The organism is Noviherbaspirillum sp. FW303-A3, from assembly GCF_058788695.1.
This window is the reverse complement of the sequence record NZ_JBYTAZ010000001.1, coordinates 5269836-5286434: the sequence shown is the minus strand read 5'-3', so window position 1 is coordinate 5286434 and position 16599 is coordinate 5269836. Positions and strand designations below refer to the sequence as shown.

The 16599-nt window shown below is 63.2% G+C and carries 14 protein-coding genes; 9 read left to right on the top strand and 5 right to left on the bottom strand.

Features of this window, described 5'->3' with window-relative positions:
• The first annotated feature begins 9 nt into the window (after positions 1–9).
• The 3 genes from AC3WOY_RS25220 to AC3WOY_RS25210 are packed head-to-tail and all read left to right on the top strand — an operon-like array spanning position 10 to position 4833.
• Positions 10–1647, top strand: a complete 1638-nt coding sequence (locus AC3WOY_RS25220) for an FAD-binding oxidoreductase (protein WP_492428846.1) — start codon at positions 10–12, stop codon at positions 1645–1647.
• Entirely contained in the window at positions 1625–3256 is a 1632-nt protein-coding gene (locus AC3WOY_RS25215; RefSeq protein WP_492428844.1) for a glycerol-3-phosphate dehydrogenase/oxidase, read from the top strand. Before AC3WOY_RS25220 ends, AC3WOY_RS25215 begins: the two co-directional genes overlap by 23 nt.
• A 14-nt stretch (positions 3257–3270) precedes the next feature.
• Positions 3271–4833 carry an FGGY-family carbohydrate kinase gene (locus AC3WOY_RS25210; protein ID WP_492428842.1) on the top strand — a complete coding sequence of 521 codons (1563 nt, stop codon included), beginning with the start codon at positions 3271–3273 and terminating at the stop codon, positions 4831–4833.
• On the opposite strand, the gene AC3WOY_RS25205 is transcribed toward AC3WOY_RS25210, so the two are convergent.
• A complete protein-coding gene (locus AC3WOY_RS25205; RefSeq protein WP_492428840.1) occupies positions 4830–7217 on the bottom strand; it encodes a penicillin-binding protein 1A in 2388 nt (795 codons plus the stop codon). The genes AC3WOY_RS25210 and AC3WOY_RS25205 overlap by 4 nt on opposite strands.
• A gap of 132 nt (positions 7218–7349) precedes the next feature.
• On the bottom strand, positions 7350–7670 hold the full coding sequence (locus AC3WOY_RS25200) for a hypothetical protein (protein WP_492428838.1): 321 nt from the start codon (positions 7668–7670) through the stop codon (positions 7350–7352).
• Positions 7671–7905: 235 nt separating this feature from the next.
• Here AC3WOY_RS25200 and AC3WOY_RS25195 point away from each other — a divergent pair, with 235 nt between their 5' ends.
• The 6 genes from AC3WOY_RS25195 (at position 7906) to AC3WOY_RS25170 (ending at position 13562) form a co-directional block, all read left to right on the top strand.
• Positions 7906–8679 (top strand): phosphoribosyltransferase, encoded by a 774-nt coding sequence (locus AC3WOY_RS25195; protein WP_492428836.1) that lies wholly within the window; start codon positions 7906–7908, stop codon positions 8677–8679.
• Between the two features lie 39 nt (positions 8680–8718).
• Positions 8719–9966: an NTP/NDP exchange transporter gene (locus AC3WOY_RS25190; protein ID WP_492428834.1), complete on the top strand. Its 1248-nt coding sequence runs from the start codon at positions 8719–8721 to the stop codon at positions 9964–9966.
• Entirely contained in the window at positions 9953–10864 is a 912-nt protein-coding gene (locus AC3WOY_RS25185) for an aldo/keto reductase (RefSeq protein WP_492429403.1), read from the top strand. Before AC3WOY_RS25190 ends, AC3WOY_RS25185 begins: the two co-directional genes overlap by 14 nt.
• A 58-nt stretch (positions 10865–10922) precedes the next feature.
• Complete coding sequence (locus tag AC3WOY_RS25180; protein ID WP_492428832.1) at positions 10923–11534, top strand: hemerythrin domain-containing protein; 612 nt, start codon at positions 10923–10925, stop codon at positions 11532–11534.
• Positions 11535–11598: 64 nt separating this feature from the next.
• On the top strand, positions 11599–12417 hold the full coding sequence (locus AC3WOY_RS25175) for a YihY/virulence factor BrkB family protein (RefSeq protein ID WP_492428830.1): 819 nt from the start codon (positions 11599–11601) through the stop codon (positions 12415–12417).
• Between the two features lie 86 nt (positions 12418–12503).
• Positions 12504–13562, top strand: coding sequence for an acyltransferase family protein (locus AC3WOY_RS25170; protein ID WP_492428828.1), 1059 nt, complete (start codon positions 12504–12506; stop codon positions 13560–13562).
• A 26-nt stretch (positions 13563–13588) separates the two neighbouring features.
• Here the strand turns inward: AC3WOY_RS25170 and AC3WOY_RS25165 are convergent, their stop codons facing one another.
• The 3 genes from AC3WOY_RS25165 to AC3WOY_RS25155 all read right to left on the bottom strand — a co-directional run bounded on the left by AC3WOY_RS25165 (position 13589) and on the right by AC3WOY_RS25155 (position 16599).
• Positions 13589–13993 (bottom strand): bacteriohemerythrin, encoded by a 405-nt coding sequence (locus AC3WOY_RS25165; protein WP_492428826.1) that lies wholly within the window; start codon positions 13991–13993, stop codon positions 13589–13591.
• A 379-nt stretch (positions 13994–14372) separates the two neighbouring features.
• Positions 14373–14624, bottom strand: coding sequence for a hypothetical protein (locus tag AC3WOY_RS25160; RefSeq protein WP_492428824.1), 252 nt, complete (start codon positions 14622–14624; stop codon positions 14373–14375).
• Position 14625: 1 nt separating this feature from the next.
• Positions 14626–16599 carry an acetoacetate--CoA ligase gene (locus tag AC3WOY_RS25155; protein WP_492428822.1) on the bottom strand — a complete coding sequence of 658 codons (1974 nt, stop codon included), beginning with the start codon at positions 16597–16599 and terminating at the stop codon, positions 14626–14628.

Sequence of the window (16599 nt, the reverse complement as noted above, 5' to 3'; positions counted from 1 at the left end):
AGCAGGAAGATGAGACGATGGAATGGCTGGGGCGACGATACGATTGATTTCCCCCTGGCGGAAGATGCGCTGCAATTCCTCCGCGAACGGATCGGGCCGGGGACGGTTCCGCTGGACGCCGGCTTCGAGGAGGTTTGCCGCGGCGTGTCGCAGAGCCGGCTCAGGCCGCATCGTCTCATTGACGTTTCGCCGCAAGTCCGCGTGCGCAACGGACTTGGCCAGAGCATGCAGGACTGGCTGCGCCTGCGCTACGGCGTGCCCGGTCAGTTGCCCGACGGCGTCGCCTTTCCAGAGAGCAGCGAACAGGTGCGGGAATTGCTGGATTACGCGGCGCGCCATGATGTTGCGGTGATTCCCTACGGCGGCGGCACCAGCGTCGTCGGCCACCTGAGCGCGCCGCCCGGCGACCGTCCCGTCCTCACCGTCAACCTGTCGCGCCTGTCGCAGCTGCTTGACCTCGACGCGGACGCGCAGCTGGCGACTTTCGGCGCAGGTGTTGCGGGTCCCGACCTGGAAGCGCAATTGCGTGCGTACGGCTACACCTTGGGGCATTTCCCGCAATCCTTCGAATATTCCACGCTCGGCGGCTGGGTGGTCACGCGTTCATCGGGCCAGCAATCGCTGCGCTATGGCCGCATCGAGCAGCTCTTCGCTGGCGGCAGGCTGGAAACGCCGCGCGGCACCATGCGGATTCCCGCCTTTCCGGCATCCGCCGCGGGCACAGACCTGAGAGAGATGGTCCTCGGCTCCGAGGGGCGGCTGGGTATCCTGACCGAAGCGACGGTGCGCATCTCGCGCCTGCCGCAAGCCGAATCCTTCCACGCGGTTATCTTTCCCGGCTGGGTGGAAGCCGAAAGCGCGCTGCGCAACATCGCACAGTCACGCCTTCCGCTGTCCATGCTGCGCCTGTCGAATCCGGTGGAGACACTGACAACCCTGCGGCTGGCCGGACACAAGACATTGATTGGCGTGCTGGAGCGTTACCTGCGCTGGCGCGGATGCGGAGACGACAAATGCCTGCTGTTGCTGGGCGCGAGCGGCGAGCCTGCAGCAACAAGACTGGCGATTGCCGCTGCCCTGAGAATTGCCCGCGTCCATCACGGCATCCATGCGGGAGAGGCCATCGGCCGCAAATGGAAGGCAAACCGGTTCCGCAATGTCTACCTGCGCAATTCCCTCTGGAGCCGCGGTTATGCCGTCGACACCGTGGAAACGGCAGTCGAATGGCCGAAGGTCCGGGGCACCATGTGCGAGGTGGAACAGGCCGCGAGCCGGACACTGGAAGCAGACGGAGAGCGCGTCCATGCCTACACCCACCTGTCGCATGTCTACCCGCAGGGCGCGAGCGTCTATTCCACCTTCGTCTACCGGCTGGCGGGTGATTTCCACAAGGACCTCGCGCGCTGGCAGCGGCTGAAGGCGGCGGCCAGCGAAGCCATCGTTGCCTCGGGCGGCACCATCAGCCACCAGCACGGCGTCGGCACCGACCATGCGCCCTATCTCCATGCGGAAAAAGGCGAACTCGGCATGGGCGCGATGCGCCAGCTGTTCCATCATTTCGATCCCCAGGGATTGATGAATCCCGGCAAACTGGTTGGCGCAGGCAACGAGGAGGAAGGCTGCCATGTGGCTCGAAAACTCGCGTGACCGGCTGCCTGCCGAACTCGGGTCACAGGAATGGGATGTCCTCGTCATCGGCGGCGGCATCACGGGCGCGGGCATCCTGCTGGAAGCCGCCCGTCAGGGACTGAAAGCCCTGCTGGTCGAGCAGCGCGATTTCGCCTGGGGCACCTCCAGCCGCTCGTCGAAGCTGGTGCACGGCGGGCTACGTTATATCAAGGAAGGGAAACTGCTCCTGACGCGCGACTCGGTGCGCGAACGGCAGAACCTGCTCAAGGAGGCGCCCGGGCTGGTCGAAACGCAGGGCTTCGCATTCGCGGACTACCAGGGCCGCAAGCCCGGGCGCCGCCTGTTCTCCGCCGGCCTCGCCCTGTACGACCTGATGGCCGGGCAGCGTACGCGGCGGTACCACGCGCCGGACGATTTCCTCATGCTCGCCCCGCACATCCGTCGCGAACGCCTGAACGGCGGCATGTGCTACGCCGACGCCAAGACCGACGATGCCCGTCTCGTCCTCCGCGTGCTGCAGGAAGCGGTCGATGCAGGCGGGACAGCGGTCAACTACCTTGCAGTGAAACGCCTTCACCGCGTTGGCGGGCGGGTGGCCGGCATTGAACTGCTCGATGGGCATACGGACACGTCCTTCTTCGTAAAGGCGCGCGCCGTCGTCAATGCGACCGGTGCGTGGGCCGACACGCTGCGCAATGTCTCCGGCAGCCGCCAGAAACTGCGTCCCTTGCGCGGCAGCCACCTCATCCTTCCTGCATGGCGCTTGCCCGTCGCGCAGGCGATCAGCCTCATGCACCCGCTCGACGGCAGGCCGGTGTTCGTTTTTCCCTGGGAAGGCGCGACGCTGGTGGGGACCACCGATGTGGACCACACGCCCGCCCTGCAGCACGAGGCGTCCATCACGCCGGATGAGTTCTCCTACCTGATGATGGCCATCGAGTTCCAGTTTCCGGAACTCGCCATCCGCCCGGACGACGTGATCGCCACCTATGCCGGTGTACGTCCGGTCATCGATACCGGCAAGGCCGATCCTTCGCGGGAAGGACGGGACCATGCGGTATGGCTGGAAGACGGCCTGCTCACCGTCACCGGGGGCAAGCTCACCACGTTCCGGCTGATTGCCCGCGACGCGATGAGGCACGCAAAAGAACTCCTGCCGGATTGGCAGCCCGACCTGCGCCTCAAGCCGGTCTTCTCGGTGTCCCCGCCGTTGCCCCGCCATCCTGCCCTGACGAATCTGCAGAGGCGGCGGCTCGAAGGACGCTACGGACGCCACGCGCTGCAAGTGGTCGAACATGCCCTTCCCGGGGAGCTGGCGCCGATTCCCGGCACCGAAACGCTCTGGGCGGAACTGCGATGGGCGGCCCGCTCGGAGGCGGTGCTGCGCCTCGAGGACCTGCTGCTGCGCCGCACCCGTATCGGACTGCTCCTGCGCGACGGCGGCGCACCGCACCTGAACCGCATTCGCCAGATCTGCCAGCCTGAACTCGGATGGAGCGATCAACGCTGGCAAGCCGAACACGACGCCTATCTGGCACTATGGCAACGGCACTACGGATTGCCGCCGCAGCATCTCCTGCCTGACTGGCGCAAGCCAAGACCGGTGTTGCGGCCCGCGCGTGCCTGACAAGAGGAGCAGACATGTCATCCGAATATCTCCTTGCCATCGACAACGGGACCCAGAGCGTGCGCGCGATCCTGTTCGACCTGCAGGGACACATCGTCGCCAAGTCCCAGGTGCATCTCGACGCTTATTTCTCCGATCAGCCGGGCTGGGCCGAACATGGCGTCGAGGAATACTGGCAAGCCTTGTGCACCGCCTGCCGGCGCTTGTGGGCGCAATCGAACGTCCCGCCGTCCGCGATCCGGGGCGTCGCCGTCACGACACAGCGCGGCACCGTGGTCAACCTCGACCGCCAGGGCAAGCCGCTGCGCCCCGCCATCGTGTGGCTGGACCAGCGTCGCACGAGCGACGTACCGAAGATCAATCCACTCTGGCGGGCGGCGTTCAAACTCGCCCGCGTGGAGAATACGGTCGACTTCTTCCTCGGCGAGGCGGAGGCAAACTGGATCAAGGCACACCAACCCGACATCTGGGAGCGTACGGACAAATTCCTCCTGCTGTCGGGCTACATCAACTATCGTCTTGGCGGCGAATTCGTCGATTCCATCGGCTCGCAGGTCGCCTATATCCCCTTCGATTACAAGGGGCTGCGATGGGCACCGTCCTGGGACTGGAAATGGCAGGCGCTTGCCATCGAGCGACGGATGCTGCCGGAACTGGTTCCGCCCGGAACGGTGATGGGCAAGGTGACAGCCAAAGCCGCGCAGGAAACCGGCATTCCGGCAGGCACGCCGCTGATTGCCGCCGCTGCCGACAAGGCCTGCGAAGTCATCGGCGCGGGCTGCCTGGAGCCGCACATCGGCTGCCTGAGCTACGGCACGACGGCCACCATCAACACGACAAGCCGCAAGTACGTCGAGGTCACTCCCTTCATTCCGCCCTATCCTGCCGCCGTTCCGGGCGCTTACAGCACTGAAGTGCAGATCTTCCGCGGCTACTGGATGGTGAACTGGTTCAAGGAACAGTTCGGCCTGCATGAAAAGATGCGTGCGGCCGAGGAAGGCGTGGCGCCGGAGGAATTGTTCGACGACCTGGTGAATGCCGTGCCGCCGGGGGCGATGGGCCTGATGCTCCAGCCCTACTGGACGCCGGGGATCAAGCAGCCGGGGCCGGAAGCCAAGGGCGCGGTCATCGGTTTCGGAGATGTGCACAACCGGGCGCACCTGTACCGTGCAATCCTGGAAGGGCTCGCCTACGCGCTGCGCGAGGGCAAGGAGAAGATAGAAAAGCGTAGCGGCGTGCCGATCACGTCACTGCGCGTGTCCGGCGGCGGCTCGCAGAGCGATGCGGCGATGCAATTGACCGCCGATATTTTCGGCCTGCCGACGGCACGGCCCCATGTGTACGAGACCTCCGGACTGGGTGCCGCAATCAATGCCGCCGTCGGTCTCGGATTGCACAAGGATTTCGACGCGGCCATCGGCGCCATGACACGGATCGGCAAGGTCTTCGAGCCGAAGCCGAGCCATCGCGAGACCTACGACGCGCTGTACTCCCGTGTCTACAAGAAGATGTACGCGCGGCTGGGGCCGCTTTACCAGCAGATCCAGGAAATCACCGGGTATCCGAAAATTTCCTAGTTCCCCCTATAAGTCATGTCGTTCGGCTGCTGGACTTCGCGCTGCACGGGCGGCGCTGCGGACCGGCCGCCGAACAGGCGATCCCAGAAGCTGCGCAACGGGTCGACTCCAACGGATTGCACGGCATTGTCACGGGTGTATTCCTCGTACATCCAGTCGCCGTCCACCTGCACCAGTCCCGCAGGAACTCCGCGTTGCACCGGCCCCTTTCCTTTTAGCGCCGTGCGCATGTAGTCGACCCAGATCGGCAGGGCGACCGTGCCGCCGTACTCACGTCCGCCCAGCGAACGCGGCTTGTCGTAACCCATCCAGGCCACCGCGACGATGTCGGCGCCATAACCCGCAAACCAGCCGTCCATGGAATCGTTGGTGGTGCCCGTCTTGCCTGCGAGGTCACGCCGGCCGAGGCGCTGGCTTGCAGCGTAACCGGTGCCGGAATTCACGACGTCGCGCAACATGCTGTCCACGAGCCAGGCGTTTCGCGCATCGAGCACGCGCGCATTTTCATCCCCGGCGATCTCCGCCTTGTTTTCGAGCAGTACGTTTCCGCGGGCATCGACCACCTTCTGGATCAGGTACGGCGCCACCTGGAAGCCGCCGTTGGCGAACACCGCGTAGGCGCCCGCCATCTGCAGCGGCGTCACCGCCCCGGTGCCCAGCGTCAGGGTCAGGTTGGACGGATGCCTGTCCTGGGTAAAGCCGAAGCGCGACAGGTGCTGCAGCGCGAATGGCGGCGAGATCGTCTGCAGGATGCGGATCGACACCAGGTTTTTCGAACGCTTCAGGCCGGTGCGCATGGTGACCGGCCCATCGTAATTGCCGTCATCGTTCTGCGGATTCCATGCAGGGCCGCCGCCTTCGGTGAAGTTCACGTCCAGCGGCGCGTCGTTGACCATGGTGGCGGGCGAAAATCCCTTTTCCAGCGCCGCCGAGTAGATGAACGGCTTGATGCTGGAACCGGGCTGCCTCCAGGCCTGGGTCACATGGTCGAACTGGTTGAGGTTGAAGTCGAACCCGCCCACCATCGCGCGGAACGATCCGTCGTTCGCATTGATCGAGACGAAGGCTGCAGATACTTCGGGCAGTTGCGTGATCCACCAGCGTTTCTTGGCGTCGCGGCTGACGCGGATCACCGTGCCCGGCCGAATCCGGTTCTTGCCTTTTCCGGTGAGTGCCGAGGCGGCGAATTTCAGGCCCTCGCCCGTGATCTCCGCCACTTCGCCCGACATCAGCTCGGCACGGACTGACTTGGCCGATGCGGAGAGCACGACCGCGGCGCGCATGTCGTCGCTGTCCGGATGCTTCGCCAGGATCTCGTCGATCGCCTGCGCACGATCCTCCTCGTCCGCCGGCAGGTCGATGTAATCTTCCGGCCCACGGTAGCCGTGCCGGCGGTCGTAGTCGAGCACGCCTTTGCGCACCGCCTCGTAGGCAGCATCCTGGTCGGCGCTGCTGAGTGTCGTGTACACGCTGTAGCCGTGCGTATAGACATCATCCTTGTACTTCTCGACCATATACTGGCGCACGATCTCGGCCGCATGCTCGGCGTGCGTCTGCATCAGGTAACCCTTGCTGCGCACCTGCAGCTTTTCCTTCGCCGCCTGTTCGTACTGCGCCGGCGTGATGTATCCGAGCTCGCGCATGCGCTTGAGGATGTATTGCTGGCGCTGTTTCGCGCGGGTCGGGTTGACCACCGGATTGGCGGTCGAGGGCGCCTTCGGCAGGCCGGCAAGCATTGCGGATTCCGCAATCGTCAGTTCGCTGACTTCCTTGCCGAAATAGATGCGCGCCGCACTGCCGAATCCGTAGGCGCGCTCCCCGAGGTAGATCTGGTTCATGTACAGCTCGAGAATCTGGTCCTTGGTCAGCTTTTCCTCGATGCGGTAGGCAAGCACGATTTCCTGGATCTTGCGCGAATATTCCTTCTTCCGGCTCAGGTAGAAATTGCGCGCCACCTGCATGGTGATGGTCGAGGCGCCCTGCGAGCGGCTGGCGCCGAGGTTCATGACGAAGGCGCGCGCGATTCCCGTATAGTCCACGCCGCCATGTTCATAGAAATTGGCATCCTCGATTGCCAGCACGGCATCCTTCATGACCTTGGGCATGTCGGCGATACGCACGAAATCGCGGCGCTCCTCGCCGAATTCGCCGATCAGCACCTGGTCGGCGGTGTAGACGCGAAGCGGAATCTTCGGACGGTAATCGGTCAGCGCGTCGAGCGACGGCAGGTTGGGAATGACGATGAGGGCGACGTAGCCGGCCAGCAGCGCACACCCGGCAGCGCCAGCGCCGGCAAGCAGCAACAGGAATTGAAGGAGGCGGCCCTTGAACGGCTGCTTCCCCGAGCGTGACGACTTCGAATTGGCGGATGATTTTCGCGCCACTCCGTACCCCCTTCGGCGAATATGCAATCCGCAACTTTATCAGGCATCAGGGATGCAAGGCCGTAAGAAGATGTAACACATGCCGGCGGAGCGGGGCTCGGGATAATGGCCGGCACGACCGCCGGCCGCTGGTTAGTGCAGTTGCTGCTTGAGGGAGGAAATCGCCTTGCGCGCCTGGCGTACGGCGTTCTGGACCTGCACGTCCACGTAGTCGCCTTGCGAGCAGGATTGCATGGCGCGGTCGCCGATCTTTTCCAGCTTGCTCACGCATTGCCGGATCTGCTCATCGCCCTGGCCTTGTTCGGCCACCTGGATGGCGTGGTCCGCCTCCTGCTCCAGTTCGCTCAGGCAAGTACGCAGCCGGTCCGGCACATCGGTGCTCATCTCGCACATCTGGGCGGCCGCATCGATGCACTGTTCCACCTGGGAAAAGCGATCTCTGAGCTGGTTCATCTGCATGGGGGCTCCTTTCCATTTTGTTACGTGGATGCAGTTTGGTAACCGGAGGCGTCATTAGTTCCGCAATCTTCCTTCTTGCCTGGCTTGAAATGCCGGCCGGAGCGCGTAATTTGTACAAGAGGGGCTGTAAAGACGCCCATGCGGATGTCCTGTCCGGCCCAGCCCCCTCCCGGTTCGCATGGCAGGCATCTTGCACGAAGTGTCATCTGCAGCATGGAGTGTGAACGACATGTTTTCGAACCGCCATCCGTTCAACGACCGCCGCGATGCCGGCAGGAAGCTCGCCGCGGCCCTGCAATACCTGAAAGAATCGGACCCTGTCATCCTGGCCCTGCCGCGCGGGGGCGTGCCTGTCGCATTTGAAGTCGCGCAATCGCTGCATGCCCGCCTCGATGTCTTCCTCGTGCGCAAGATCGGCGCACCGGGCTTTTCGGAGCTGGGCCTGGGTGCCATCGCCGAGGGCCGGGAGCATTACTGCGTGATCAACAAGGAACTGGCGCTGCGTGCCCACGCCTCCGACCAGTACATGGAGGAAGAAAAACAACGGCAACTGGCTGAAATGTCGCGGCGGCGGGAGCGGTATCGCGCCGGCCGCGAACTCGTCGACTTGCGGGACAGGATCGTTGTCGTGGTTGACGACGGCATCGCCACCGGCGGGACGATGAAAGTAGCACTCCAGGCGATCGCTGCGGCCAAGCCGGAACGCCTGCTCTTCGCGGTGCCGGTCGCGCCAGCCGAGTCCGTTGCCGTACTCTACGACCTTGCCGACGACGGCGTTTGCCTGCTTTCCCCTGACGATTTCCGCGCGGTCAGCCAGTACTACGACAACTTCGACCAGACCAGCGATGAGGAAGTGATCCAGCTCCTGCAGGCGGCCGCGTCGTTCCACTACCCAGACGACACGCGGGAGGAGATCTCCAGTCCTTCCGAACCGGGCCGGCAGACCGTGGACGACGCGTGCCTGCACCGACCATCCTCCGACCAGGCCGGAGGACGCTTCTGATCCGGGGCGCGCACCATGGGCGGACGGCAATGACCGCGCATGTCCATGGATGACGACAGCGCGCCATCAATCCCGCGGCAGGAGGCATTACTGCCAGGCGAGACCCGGCGCGTCGCCTTTGCCTTCGCGGCCTTTTTCCTGATCCTGTGCAGCTACTATATTCTGCGGCCGGTGCGCGATGAAATGGCGGTGCGCTTTGGGGCGGACAAGCTGCAATGGCTGTTCAGTGCGACATTCGTTTTCACGCTGCTGGCCGTGCCGCTGTTCGGCTCCGCCGTGCGGGCGCTGCGGCGCGACCGGGTGCTGCCCGTGGTGTACGGCTTCCTCGTGCTCAACCTCCTGTTTTTCCAGGCTGCATTCAGCATGGGAGGCGCGTCCGTTGCCGCGGCAGTGTTCTTCGTCTGGCTCAGCGTGTTCAACCTGTTTGTGGTTTCGCTGTTCTGGAGCCGGATGGGAGACTGTTTCTCCACAGCCGAATCGCACCGCCTGTACGGCTACATTGCCGCCGGCGGAACTTGCGGCGCGCTGGCGGGACCTGCGGCCACGGCGCTCCTGGCCAGGCATCTGGATACGGCGCACCTCCTGGGCTTGTCCGCCCTCCTGCTTTGCGCATCGATCGCCTGCGTGCTTGCCGTGCCAAGGACCGGCGCCGGCGGCGTGCAGCGGCCAACGGGAGGATCCATCCTCGCCGGCATATCGCTGGTCATCAGGCAGCCCGACCTGCGCGGCATCGCCCTGCTTGTCCTTTGCTATACGACCGTTTCCACCGTCCTCTACATCGAGATGGTGCGTCTGGTCGGTATCGAATTTGCGGATAGCGGAGAGCGCACCAGCTTCTTCGCCCGCATCGACCTTGCCGTGAACGCGAGCGCGCTGGTCCTGCAGCTGCTCGGCACGCGCAAACTGGTAGGGCGCTTCGGATTGCGCATCGCCCTTCCCTTCGTGCCCCTGCTGCTGGCTGCCGCCTCCGGCGTGTTGGGGACCTGGCGTGGCTTGGCCGGCGTGGCTGCGGCGCAGGTCATCCATCGGGCGGGGGAATATGCGGTGGGCAAGCCCGGCCGGGAAATGATCTATACCACCCTCGATACGGAGAGCCGCTACAAGGCGAAGAACTTCATCGACACTGCCGTTTACCGGGCCGGCGACGCCGGCAGCGCATGGGCAATCTCGGGATTGCGCGCGCTCGGGCTGGACGTGTTCCTGCTGGCCGCGCTTCCCGCGGCGCTGCTCTGGGCGGCGACGGCATACAAACTTGGAGAGAGGCATGACAGGCATCAATCGACGTGAAGCAATGGGACTGCTCGTTGCAGCCGCCAGTGGTTTCTGCAACATCGCGCACGCGGCTCCGCAGGGACCGGGCACAAGCCTGCTTCATACGCGACGCATCCCGTCTTCCGGCGAAATCCTTCCCGTCATCGGCCTGGGCACCTGGCAGACCTTCGACGTCGGCAGCGGAAAGACGGAACGGGCGCCGCTTGCGGAAGTGCTGTCTGCTTTTTCCGCACTCGGCGGACGCCTGATCGATTCGTCGCCGATGTACGGCCGCTCGGAAGAGGTGGCGGGAGATCTGATCACCAGCCTCGGCCTGCGCGACAAGCTGTTCGTCGCAACCAAGGTCTGGACGCAGGGCAAGAGCGCGGGCATCCGCCAGATGGAAGAGTCGATGCGAAAACTGCGCGCCCGTCCGATCGACCTCATGCAGGTGCACAACCTGGTGGACGTGCAGACCCACCTCGCCACCCTCCGGGACTGGAAAAAGCAAGGCCTCGTGCGCTACATCGGTGTGACGCATTACACGGCCGGCAGCCATGCCGAAGTCGCCCGTGTCCTGCAGTCCGAAAGCGTCGACTTCGTCCAGATCAATTACTCCGTCGGCGAACGCGAAGCGGAACAGCATCTCCTTCCGCTGGCGCAGGAGCGCGGCGTGGCGGTGATCGCCAACCGTCCTTTCGCCGGCGGCGACGCGATCCGCCGCATGCGCGACCGTCCCTTGCCGCCCTGGGCGGCGGAAATCGATTGTTCCAGCTGGGCACAGGTACTGCTCAAGTTCGTCATCGCCCATCCGGCCATCACCTGTGCCATTCCCGCCACGTCGAAGCTGGCGCATCTGCGGGACAACATGGCGGCAGGCACGGGACGCCTTCCCGACGGAAAACTTCGGGAAACGATTGCCCGCTTCCTGTGAGCCGGTACGGTGTTTGCTGGATGTGTCATCCGACCACGACATGATGAAGGAGGATGCCATGATGAAATCCCTCAGGAACACCGTGACCAGTACCCTTTCCCCCACCATTACCAACATGATCCGGATGGATCACACTGCTGTACTGGAAACCTTCCACCAGTACGAGATCAACAACAGCCCTTCGACGAAGAAGGCACTGGTCAACACCGCATGCATCGCGCTGGAAATCCATGCACAACTGGAAGAAGAGATTTTCTATCCGGCCATGCGCATCGTGTGCACCGACAAATCCGTGCTTGAGAAAAGCGTTCCGGAACACAACGAGATGCGGCGCCTGATTGCCCTGCTGCACTCGATGGATGCCAAGGACCCGGCATTCGACCGGGTCTTCATGGACCTGATGCGCAACGTCCTGCACCATGTCGCCGACGAAGAAACAACCCTCCTGCCGGAGGCCGAGCGGCTGCTGGCTCCCCGCCTCTCCGAACTCGGGGCAGAAATGACGAAGCGCCGGCTCCAGCTCACCGCGCCGCGCGCCGGCGAACTGGCATCCAATACCATGCGCAGCTTCCCGGCCAGTTCCATGCTGGTTGCGGCCGGCGCGGTACTTGCCGGCACGTATCTCGCCAAGCGGGCGTTTGAAGGCCAGGGATACTCCCGCGGCCACTGAAGCCTTCCGGGGAAACCAGAGGGGGAGAGGCCGCATGGGAATACCGGAAATGCGCGGAGTGAGCGTGACGAAACTGGTTAGGAAGGCGTTCAACGACTTTCTTGACGATGACATGAGCACCTATGCTTCGGCACTCGCTTACCAGGTATTTTTTTCACTTTTTCCCTTCATTATTTTCCTGATCGCCCTCCTGGGCTTCCTTCGGCTCGAGGATTTTTTCGACTGGTTGCGGCAGCATTCGCAAATGATGCTGCCGCCGGAAGCCTCCGGGCAGGTCAACAAGGTCATCGCCGACTTGCAAAAGGAACAAGGCGGACTGCTTTCCCTTGGCGTCATTGTTGCGCTATGGTCGGCCTCGGCGGCGGTCAGGGCCACCATGAATGCACTCAATGTCGCCTACGACGTCCGGGAAAGCCGCCCGGCATGGAAGCTGTATCCCTTGTCGCTGTTCTACACGATCGGACTGGCCGCCATGATGATCGCCGCCGCCGCCCTCCTCACGATCGGTCCCCAGGCCGTCCAGTGGGTAGCGCAGCGGATCGGGCTGGAACAGATTTTCGTGACGCTCTGGGCGTGGCTGCGCTGGCCGGTCGCCCTGTTCATCCTCACGCTGGCCGTCGCGATCATCTATTACGTTGCGCCGGACGTGAGACAGAAGTTCCGCTTCATCTCCCCCGGCGCACTGCTCGCCGTGGCAGTCTGGGTGGCGGCCTCGCTCGGGTTCAAGCTCTATGTGACCAATTTTGCCGACTACAACGCGACATACGGCAGCATTGGCGCCATCATCGTGCTGCTGCTGTATTTCTTTATCTCTTCGGCCGTGCTGCTGTTCGGTGCGGAAATCAACGCGGCCATCGAAAAACAAGCGCCGGCAAGCGCCTGACAATGATTGCCGCAGCGATATGCGGGCAAGGCATGCGAAAATAGCCGGTTTAACGCCCCCTATCCCTGTCGCATATGCATTTCCGTGTGTTCGACCTGCTCAAGGCGATTGCCTGCAATCTGATCGTCCTGCACCATCTTGCCTTTTACGGCCCGATGGCGGACATCGCGCGGCCGGTGATGCCGGAAGTCTTCGAATGGCTGGAATCGCAGGCGCGCATCGCCGTGCATGCATTCCTGGCAATGGGCGGATTCCTTGCCGCGCGGTCGCTGTCAGCGAAGAACACGGCAGTGCTTGCCCCGGTTGATGCCATCGTGCGGCGTTTCATCAAGCTTGCGCCCCCATTCATGGCGGCGATGCTGCTCGCGGTGGCAGCATCGGCGCTTGCTGCCCAGTGGATGACGCATGACTCCATCTCGGCAATGCCGAGCCTCGGCCAGCTCCTGGCGCATGCATTCCTGCTGCATGGTGTGCTGGGAGTCGAGTCGATTTCCGCCGGCGCGTGGTACGTCGCCATCGATTTCCAGCTGTTCGTGATGATGACGCTTGTCCTGCATGTCTCGGCGCATCCCCGGATATCCGCCTGGATTGCGCCTGCCCTGGTGGCTGCCTGCACCGCCGCATCGCTGCTGTATTTCAACCTTGATTCGTCCTGGGACGCATGGGCACCCTACTTTTTCGGCAGCTATGGGCTCGGAGCCCTTGCCTGGTGGGCATCCGAACGTGTCCACACCCCCTTCCGGGTGCTGCTCCTGTCCGGACTGATCCTGCTGCTGGGCGGTCTCGCCCTCGACCTTGAGTTCCGCAGCCGCATCGCGGTTGCGCTTGGCACAGCCCTGCTGCTCGTGCCTGCCTGCCGGGGAATCGTTCGCCTTCCATTACAGGACGCGCGACCGGTTGCGTACCTCGGACGCATCTCCTATGCGGTATTCCTTGTGCACTTCCCGGTATGCCTCGTCGTGAACGCCGCCTTTACACGTTTTGCGCCGGCCGTGCCCGAACTGCAGGCTGCCGGCGTCGTCATTGCGTGGCTGGCAAGCATCGCGGCTGGCGCTGCGTTCCATCGATGGGTCGAACAGCCGCTGGCTGCGTTGACCGAACCCTCCCGCCGGGCCGCGAGCGCCAACACTGCGTCATCCAACTGAAACCGGCCTGGGCGGCCGGTCTTTTCTCAATGCGCCGTATCGTGTGTCGCGAGCGCCAGTTCTTTGTCCGATTTGCCGATGTGGTTGATCAGCCAGTCGCGCAGGAAGTGCAGTACCTGGATTGACAGGGTTGCCGCGCCGCTTTCGAATTTCGCCTGGAGTTCGAGGACCTGCGCGAGCAGCTTTTCATGCTCGGCCTTGTGATCGGCCAGTCCCGGGAAGCGGATCTTGCGCATCAACTCTTCCTCGCGGCGGAAATGCTCTTGCGTATAGGTGATCAGGTTATGCAATACCTTGCCGAGCACATCCTTGCCCTTCCCCTCCGCCATCAGGGCGTGAAGACGGTTGACCATGTCGATCAGCTTCTGATGATCGCCGTCGATAAAGCTGTTGCCCACGGCGAGGTCGCCGGACCATGTCAGGTATGTCATTTTTTTATGCTCCCAGTGTGATTGTCGAGGTGGCGCGCGGTGATGCCGGACGGTGCTCCGGCAGAACTGCCGACGACATCGCCTTGCACCTTCGCGGCGGTGTCGTCTCTCGGCGGGGCTGGGGCCGTGAACGTCGATCCAGGGATACGATTTTTATCCTGGATCAAGACGAGAATCCATCATATGCAATCTATGTGCCACGCAGAAACGCAACCACAAACTTATCCTGGATCAATTTCAGGACAAATTCCGCCCGTCCATTCCTGTAAATAAGACGCTGCAATTCCTGCAATTCAGAAAATGCAACATGATGGGACAGACCAGGTCAGAATCATTGGCAGGGCTGCCTGGGCTGGAAACGATCTGAAATTGCGGAGCGCTACTGAAACATCGCGTCGACCATCGAGTAGCCGCGCATGAAACCGGCCTCGACCGCCGCCTCTTCCGAAGGAAAATCGTTATCGTCGCCGGATTCGGCGGCGAGTTCGCCTTCGGACGAGGAATCGTCCCCGGGTTGCGTGACGCGCACCGTGTAGTCCCAGGCCTTGCCTCGTCCGTCCTTCGGAAGCGCGGTCACATGCACCTCCATGCCCTTGTACGCTTCGGTGTGCCAGTCCTGGTCCTGTTGCATGTCACGCCTCCCGGTGCCGTGCGAACTCCACGAAAAATCCAAGGCTGCCCGGGTTGCTCATCGCATCCGGGTTCGCTACTTCATCGACCTTCATGCCGAGCAAAAGTTTCTTGACCGGCAGTTCCATCTTCTTTCCCGTCAATGTGCGCGGAATCTCCATCACCGCGAACACGTCGTTCGGCACATGTCTCGCGGAGAGCGCCGTCCGGATGCCATCGGCGATCCGTGCCTTCAGCGTCTCGTCGAGCGTTACGCCCGGGCGCAGCACGACGAACAGCGGCATGTAGGACTCCCTTCCGAGGTATTCCAGATCGACCACCAGGCTGTCGAGGATTTCCGGCATGGCCTCTACGACACGGTAGATTTCGCTCGTGCCCATGCGGATGCCGTGGCGGTTGATGGTGGTATCCGAGCGCCCATAGATGATGGCCCCGCCGCGCGGCGTGATGCGCAGCCAGTCGCCATGACGCCACCAGCCCGGATACATGTCGAAATAGCTGTCGCGGTAGCGCAGGCCCTGCGCATCGTTCCAGAAATACAGCGGCATGGAAGGCATGGGCTTGGTCACGACCAGTTCGCCGACCTCGTCGGCCACCGGCCGCCCCGCCTCGTCCATCGCGTACACCGCGATGCCCAGGCAGCGGCACTGCATTTCTCCCGCATAAAGCGGCAGGATCGGGCAAGCGCCGACGAAGGCGGCGGCGATATCGGTCCCGCCGCTGATGGAGGCGAGCAGGATATCCGGACCGAGCTGGTCGTAGATCCAGGTGAACGCCTCCGCAGACAGCGGCGAGCCGGTCGAGCCGACCGTGTGCAGGCGGTCAAGCTTCGCCAGCTTGCGCGGTTCGATCCCGGCCTTCATGCAGTTGGCGAAATATGCCGCCCCGGCGCCGAACACGGTCAGGTCAGCCTCCTCCGCGAACTTCCAGAGGGTGCAGAGATCCGGATATCCGGGATTGCCGTCGTAGATCGCGATCGTGGCGCCAAGCAGGAGACCGGTCACCTGCGAATTCCACATGATCCAGCCGGTCGTCGAGAACCACATGAACCTGTCCTGCTCGCCGAGGCCGCTATGCAGCCCATGTCCTTTCAGGCTCTCGATCAGCACACCGCCCTGCCCGTGCACGATCGGTTTCGGCATGCCGGTGGTGCCGGATGAATAGACCACCCACAAGGGATGGTCGAACGGCAGCGGCTCGAAGCGCATCCCGGTGTCATGCTGCAGCAGTTCCTGCCAGGAATGCGCGCCATCGAGCCGCGCCTCCTTGTCAAGGTAAGGCAACAGCACCACATGCTCCAGGCTGGGCAAGGCCTTCACCAGTCCCTTCACCACCTCCAGCCGGTCGAAATCCTTGCCGCCGTAGCGATAGCCGTCGACCGCCAGCAAGACCTTCGGCGCAATCTGCCCGAAGCGGTCGAGCACGCTCGGCGTTCCCATGTCGGGCGAGCAGCTCGACCAGATGGCGCCGATGCTGGCGCAGGCATAGAACGCCACCACGGTTTCGGGAATGTTCGGCAGATAGGAAACGACGCGGTCGCCTGGCTGGACGCCCATGCCGCGCAGTGCATTCGCAACGGAAGCGATCTGGCGGCGGAGCGCATTCCACGACAGTTCGACCGTTGGCCGGAGCTCGGACTTGCCGATGACTGCGGGCCGTTCGCCATCCTCTCCCTGGCAATGGAAACGAAAGACTTGCTCGGTGATGTTGAGGCGGCTGCCTTCGAACCATCTGGCGCCGGGCATCTTCATCGCATCCAGAACGCGTTCGTATGGCGCGCTGCTCCTGATGTCGAAGTATTGCCAGATGGATTCCCAGAATGCAGGGAGTTCATCCACCGACCATTGCCACAGGGCCTCATAGCTGTCGACATTGACCTTCTTCTCGCGTGCGAGCCAACGCATGTAGTCGTTCATGCGGCTCGCTTCGATACGGGCAGGACCGGGCGTCCACAGCGGACGTGGATTGTCATTCAT

Excerpts from the sequence above, each read along its gene's own strand:
- AC3WOY_RS25220 (WP_492428846.1), top strand. The coding sequence starts at position 10 with ATGAGACGATGGAATGGCTGGGGCGACGATACGATTGATTTCCCCCTG.
- AC3WOY_RS25195 (WP_492428836.1), top strand. The coding sequence starts at position 7,906 with ATGTTTTCGAACCGCCATCCGTTCAACGACCGCCGCGATGCCGGCAGG.
- AC3WOY_RS25190 (WP_492428834.1), top strand. The coding sequence starts at position 8,719 with ATGTCCATGGATGACGACAGCGCGCCATCAATCCCGCGGCAGGAGGCA.
- AC3WOY_RS25160 (WP_492428824.1), bottom strand. The coding sequence starts at position 14,624 with ATGCAACAGGACCAGGACTGGCACACCGAAGCGTACAAGGGCATGGAG.
- AC3WOY_RS25200 (WP_492428838.1), bottom strand. The coding sequence starts at position 7,670 with ATGAACCAGCTCAGAGATCGCTTTTCCCAGGTGGAACAGTGCATCGAT.
- AC3WOY_RS25180 (WP_492428832.1), top strand. The coding sequence starts at position 10,923 with ATGATGAAATCCCTCAGGAACACCGTGACCAGTACCCTTTCCCCCACC.
- AC3WOY_RS25165 (WP_492428826.1), bottom strand. The coding sequence starts at position 13,993 with ATGACATACCTGACATGGTCCGGCGACCTCGCCGTGGGCAACAGCTTT.
- AC3WOY_RS25155 (WP_492428822.1), bottom strand. The coding sequence starts at position 16,599 with ATGAATGACAATCCACGTCCGCTGTGGACGCCCGGTCCTGCCCGTATC.
- AC3WOY_RS25210 (WP_492428842.1), top strand. The coding sequence starts at position 3,271 with ATGTCATCCGAATATCTCCTTGCCATCGACAACGGGACCCAGAGCGTG.
- AC3WOY_RS25215 (WP_492428844.1), top strand. The coding sequence starts at position 1,625 with ATGTGGCTCGAAAACTCGCGTGACCGGCTGCCTGCCGAACTCGGGTCA.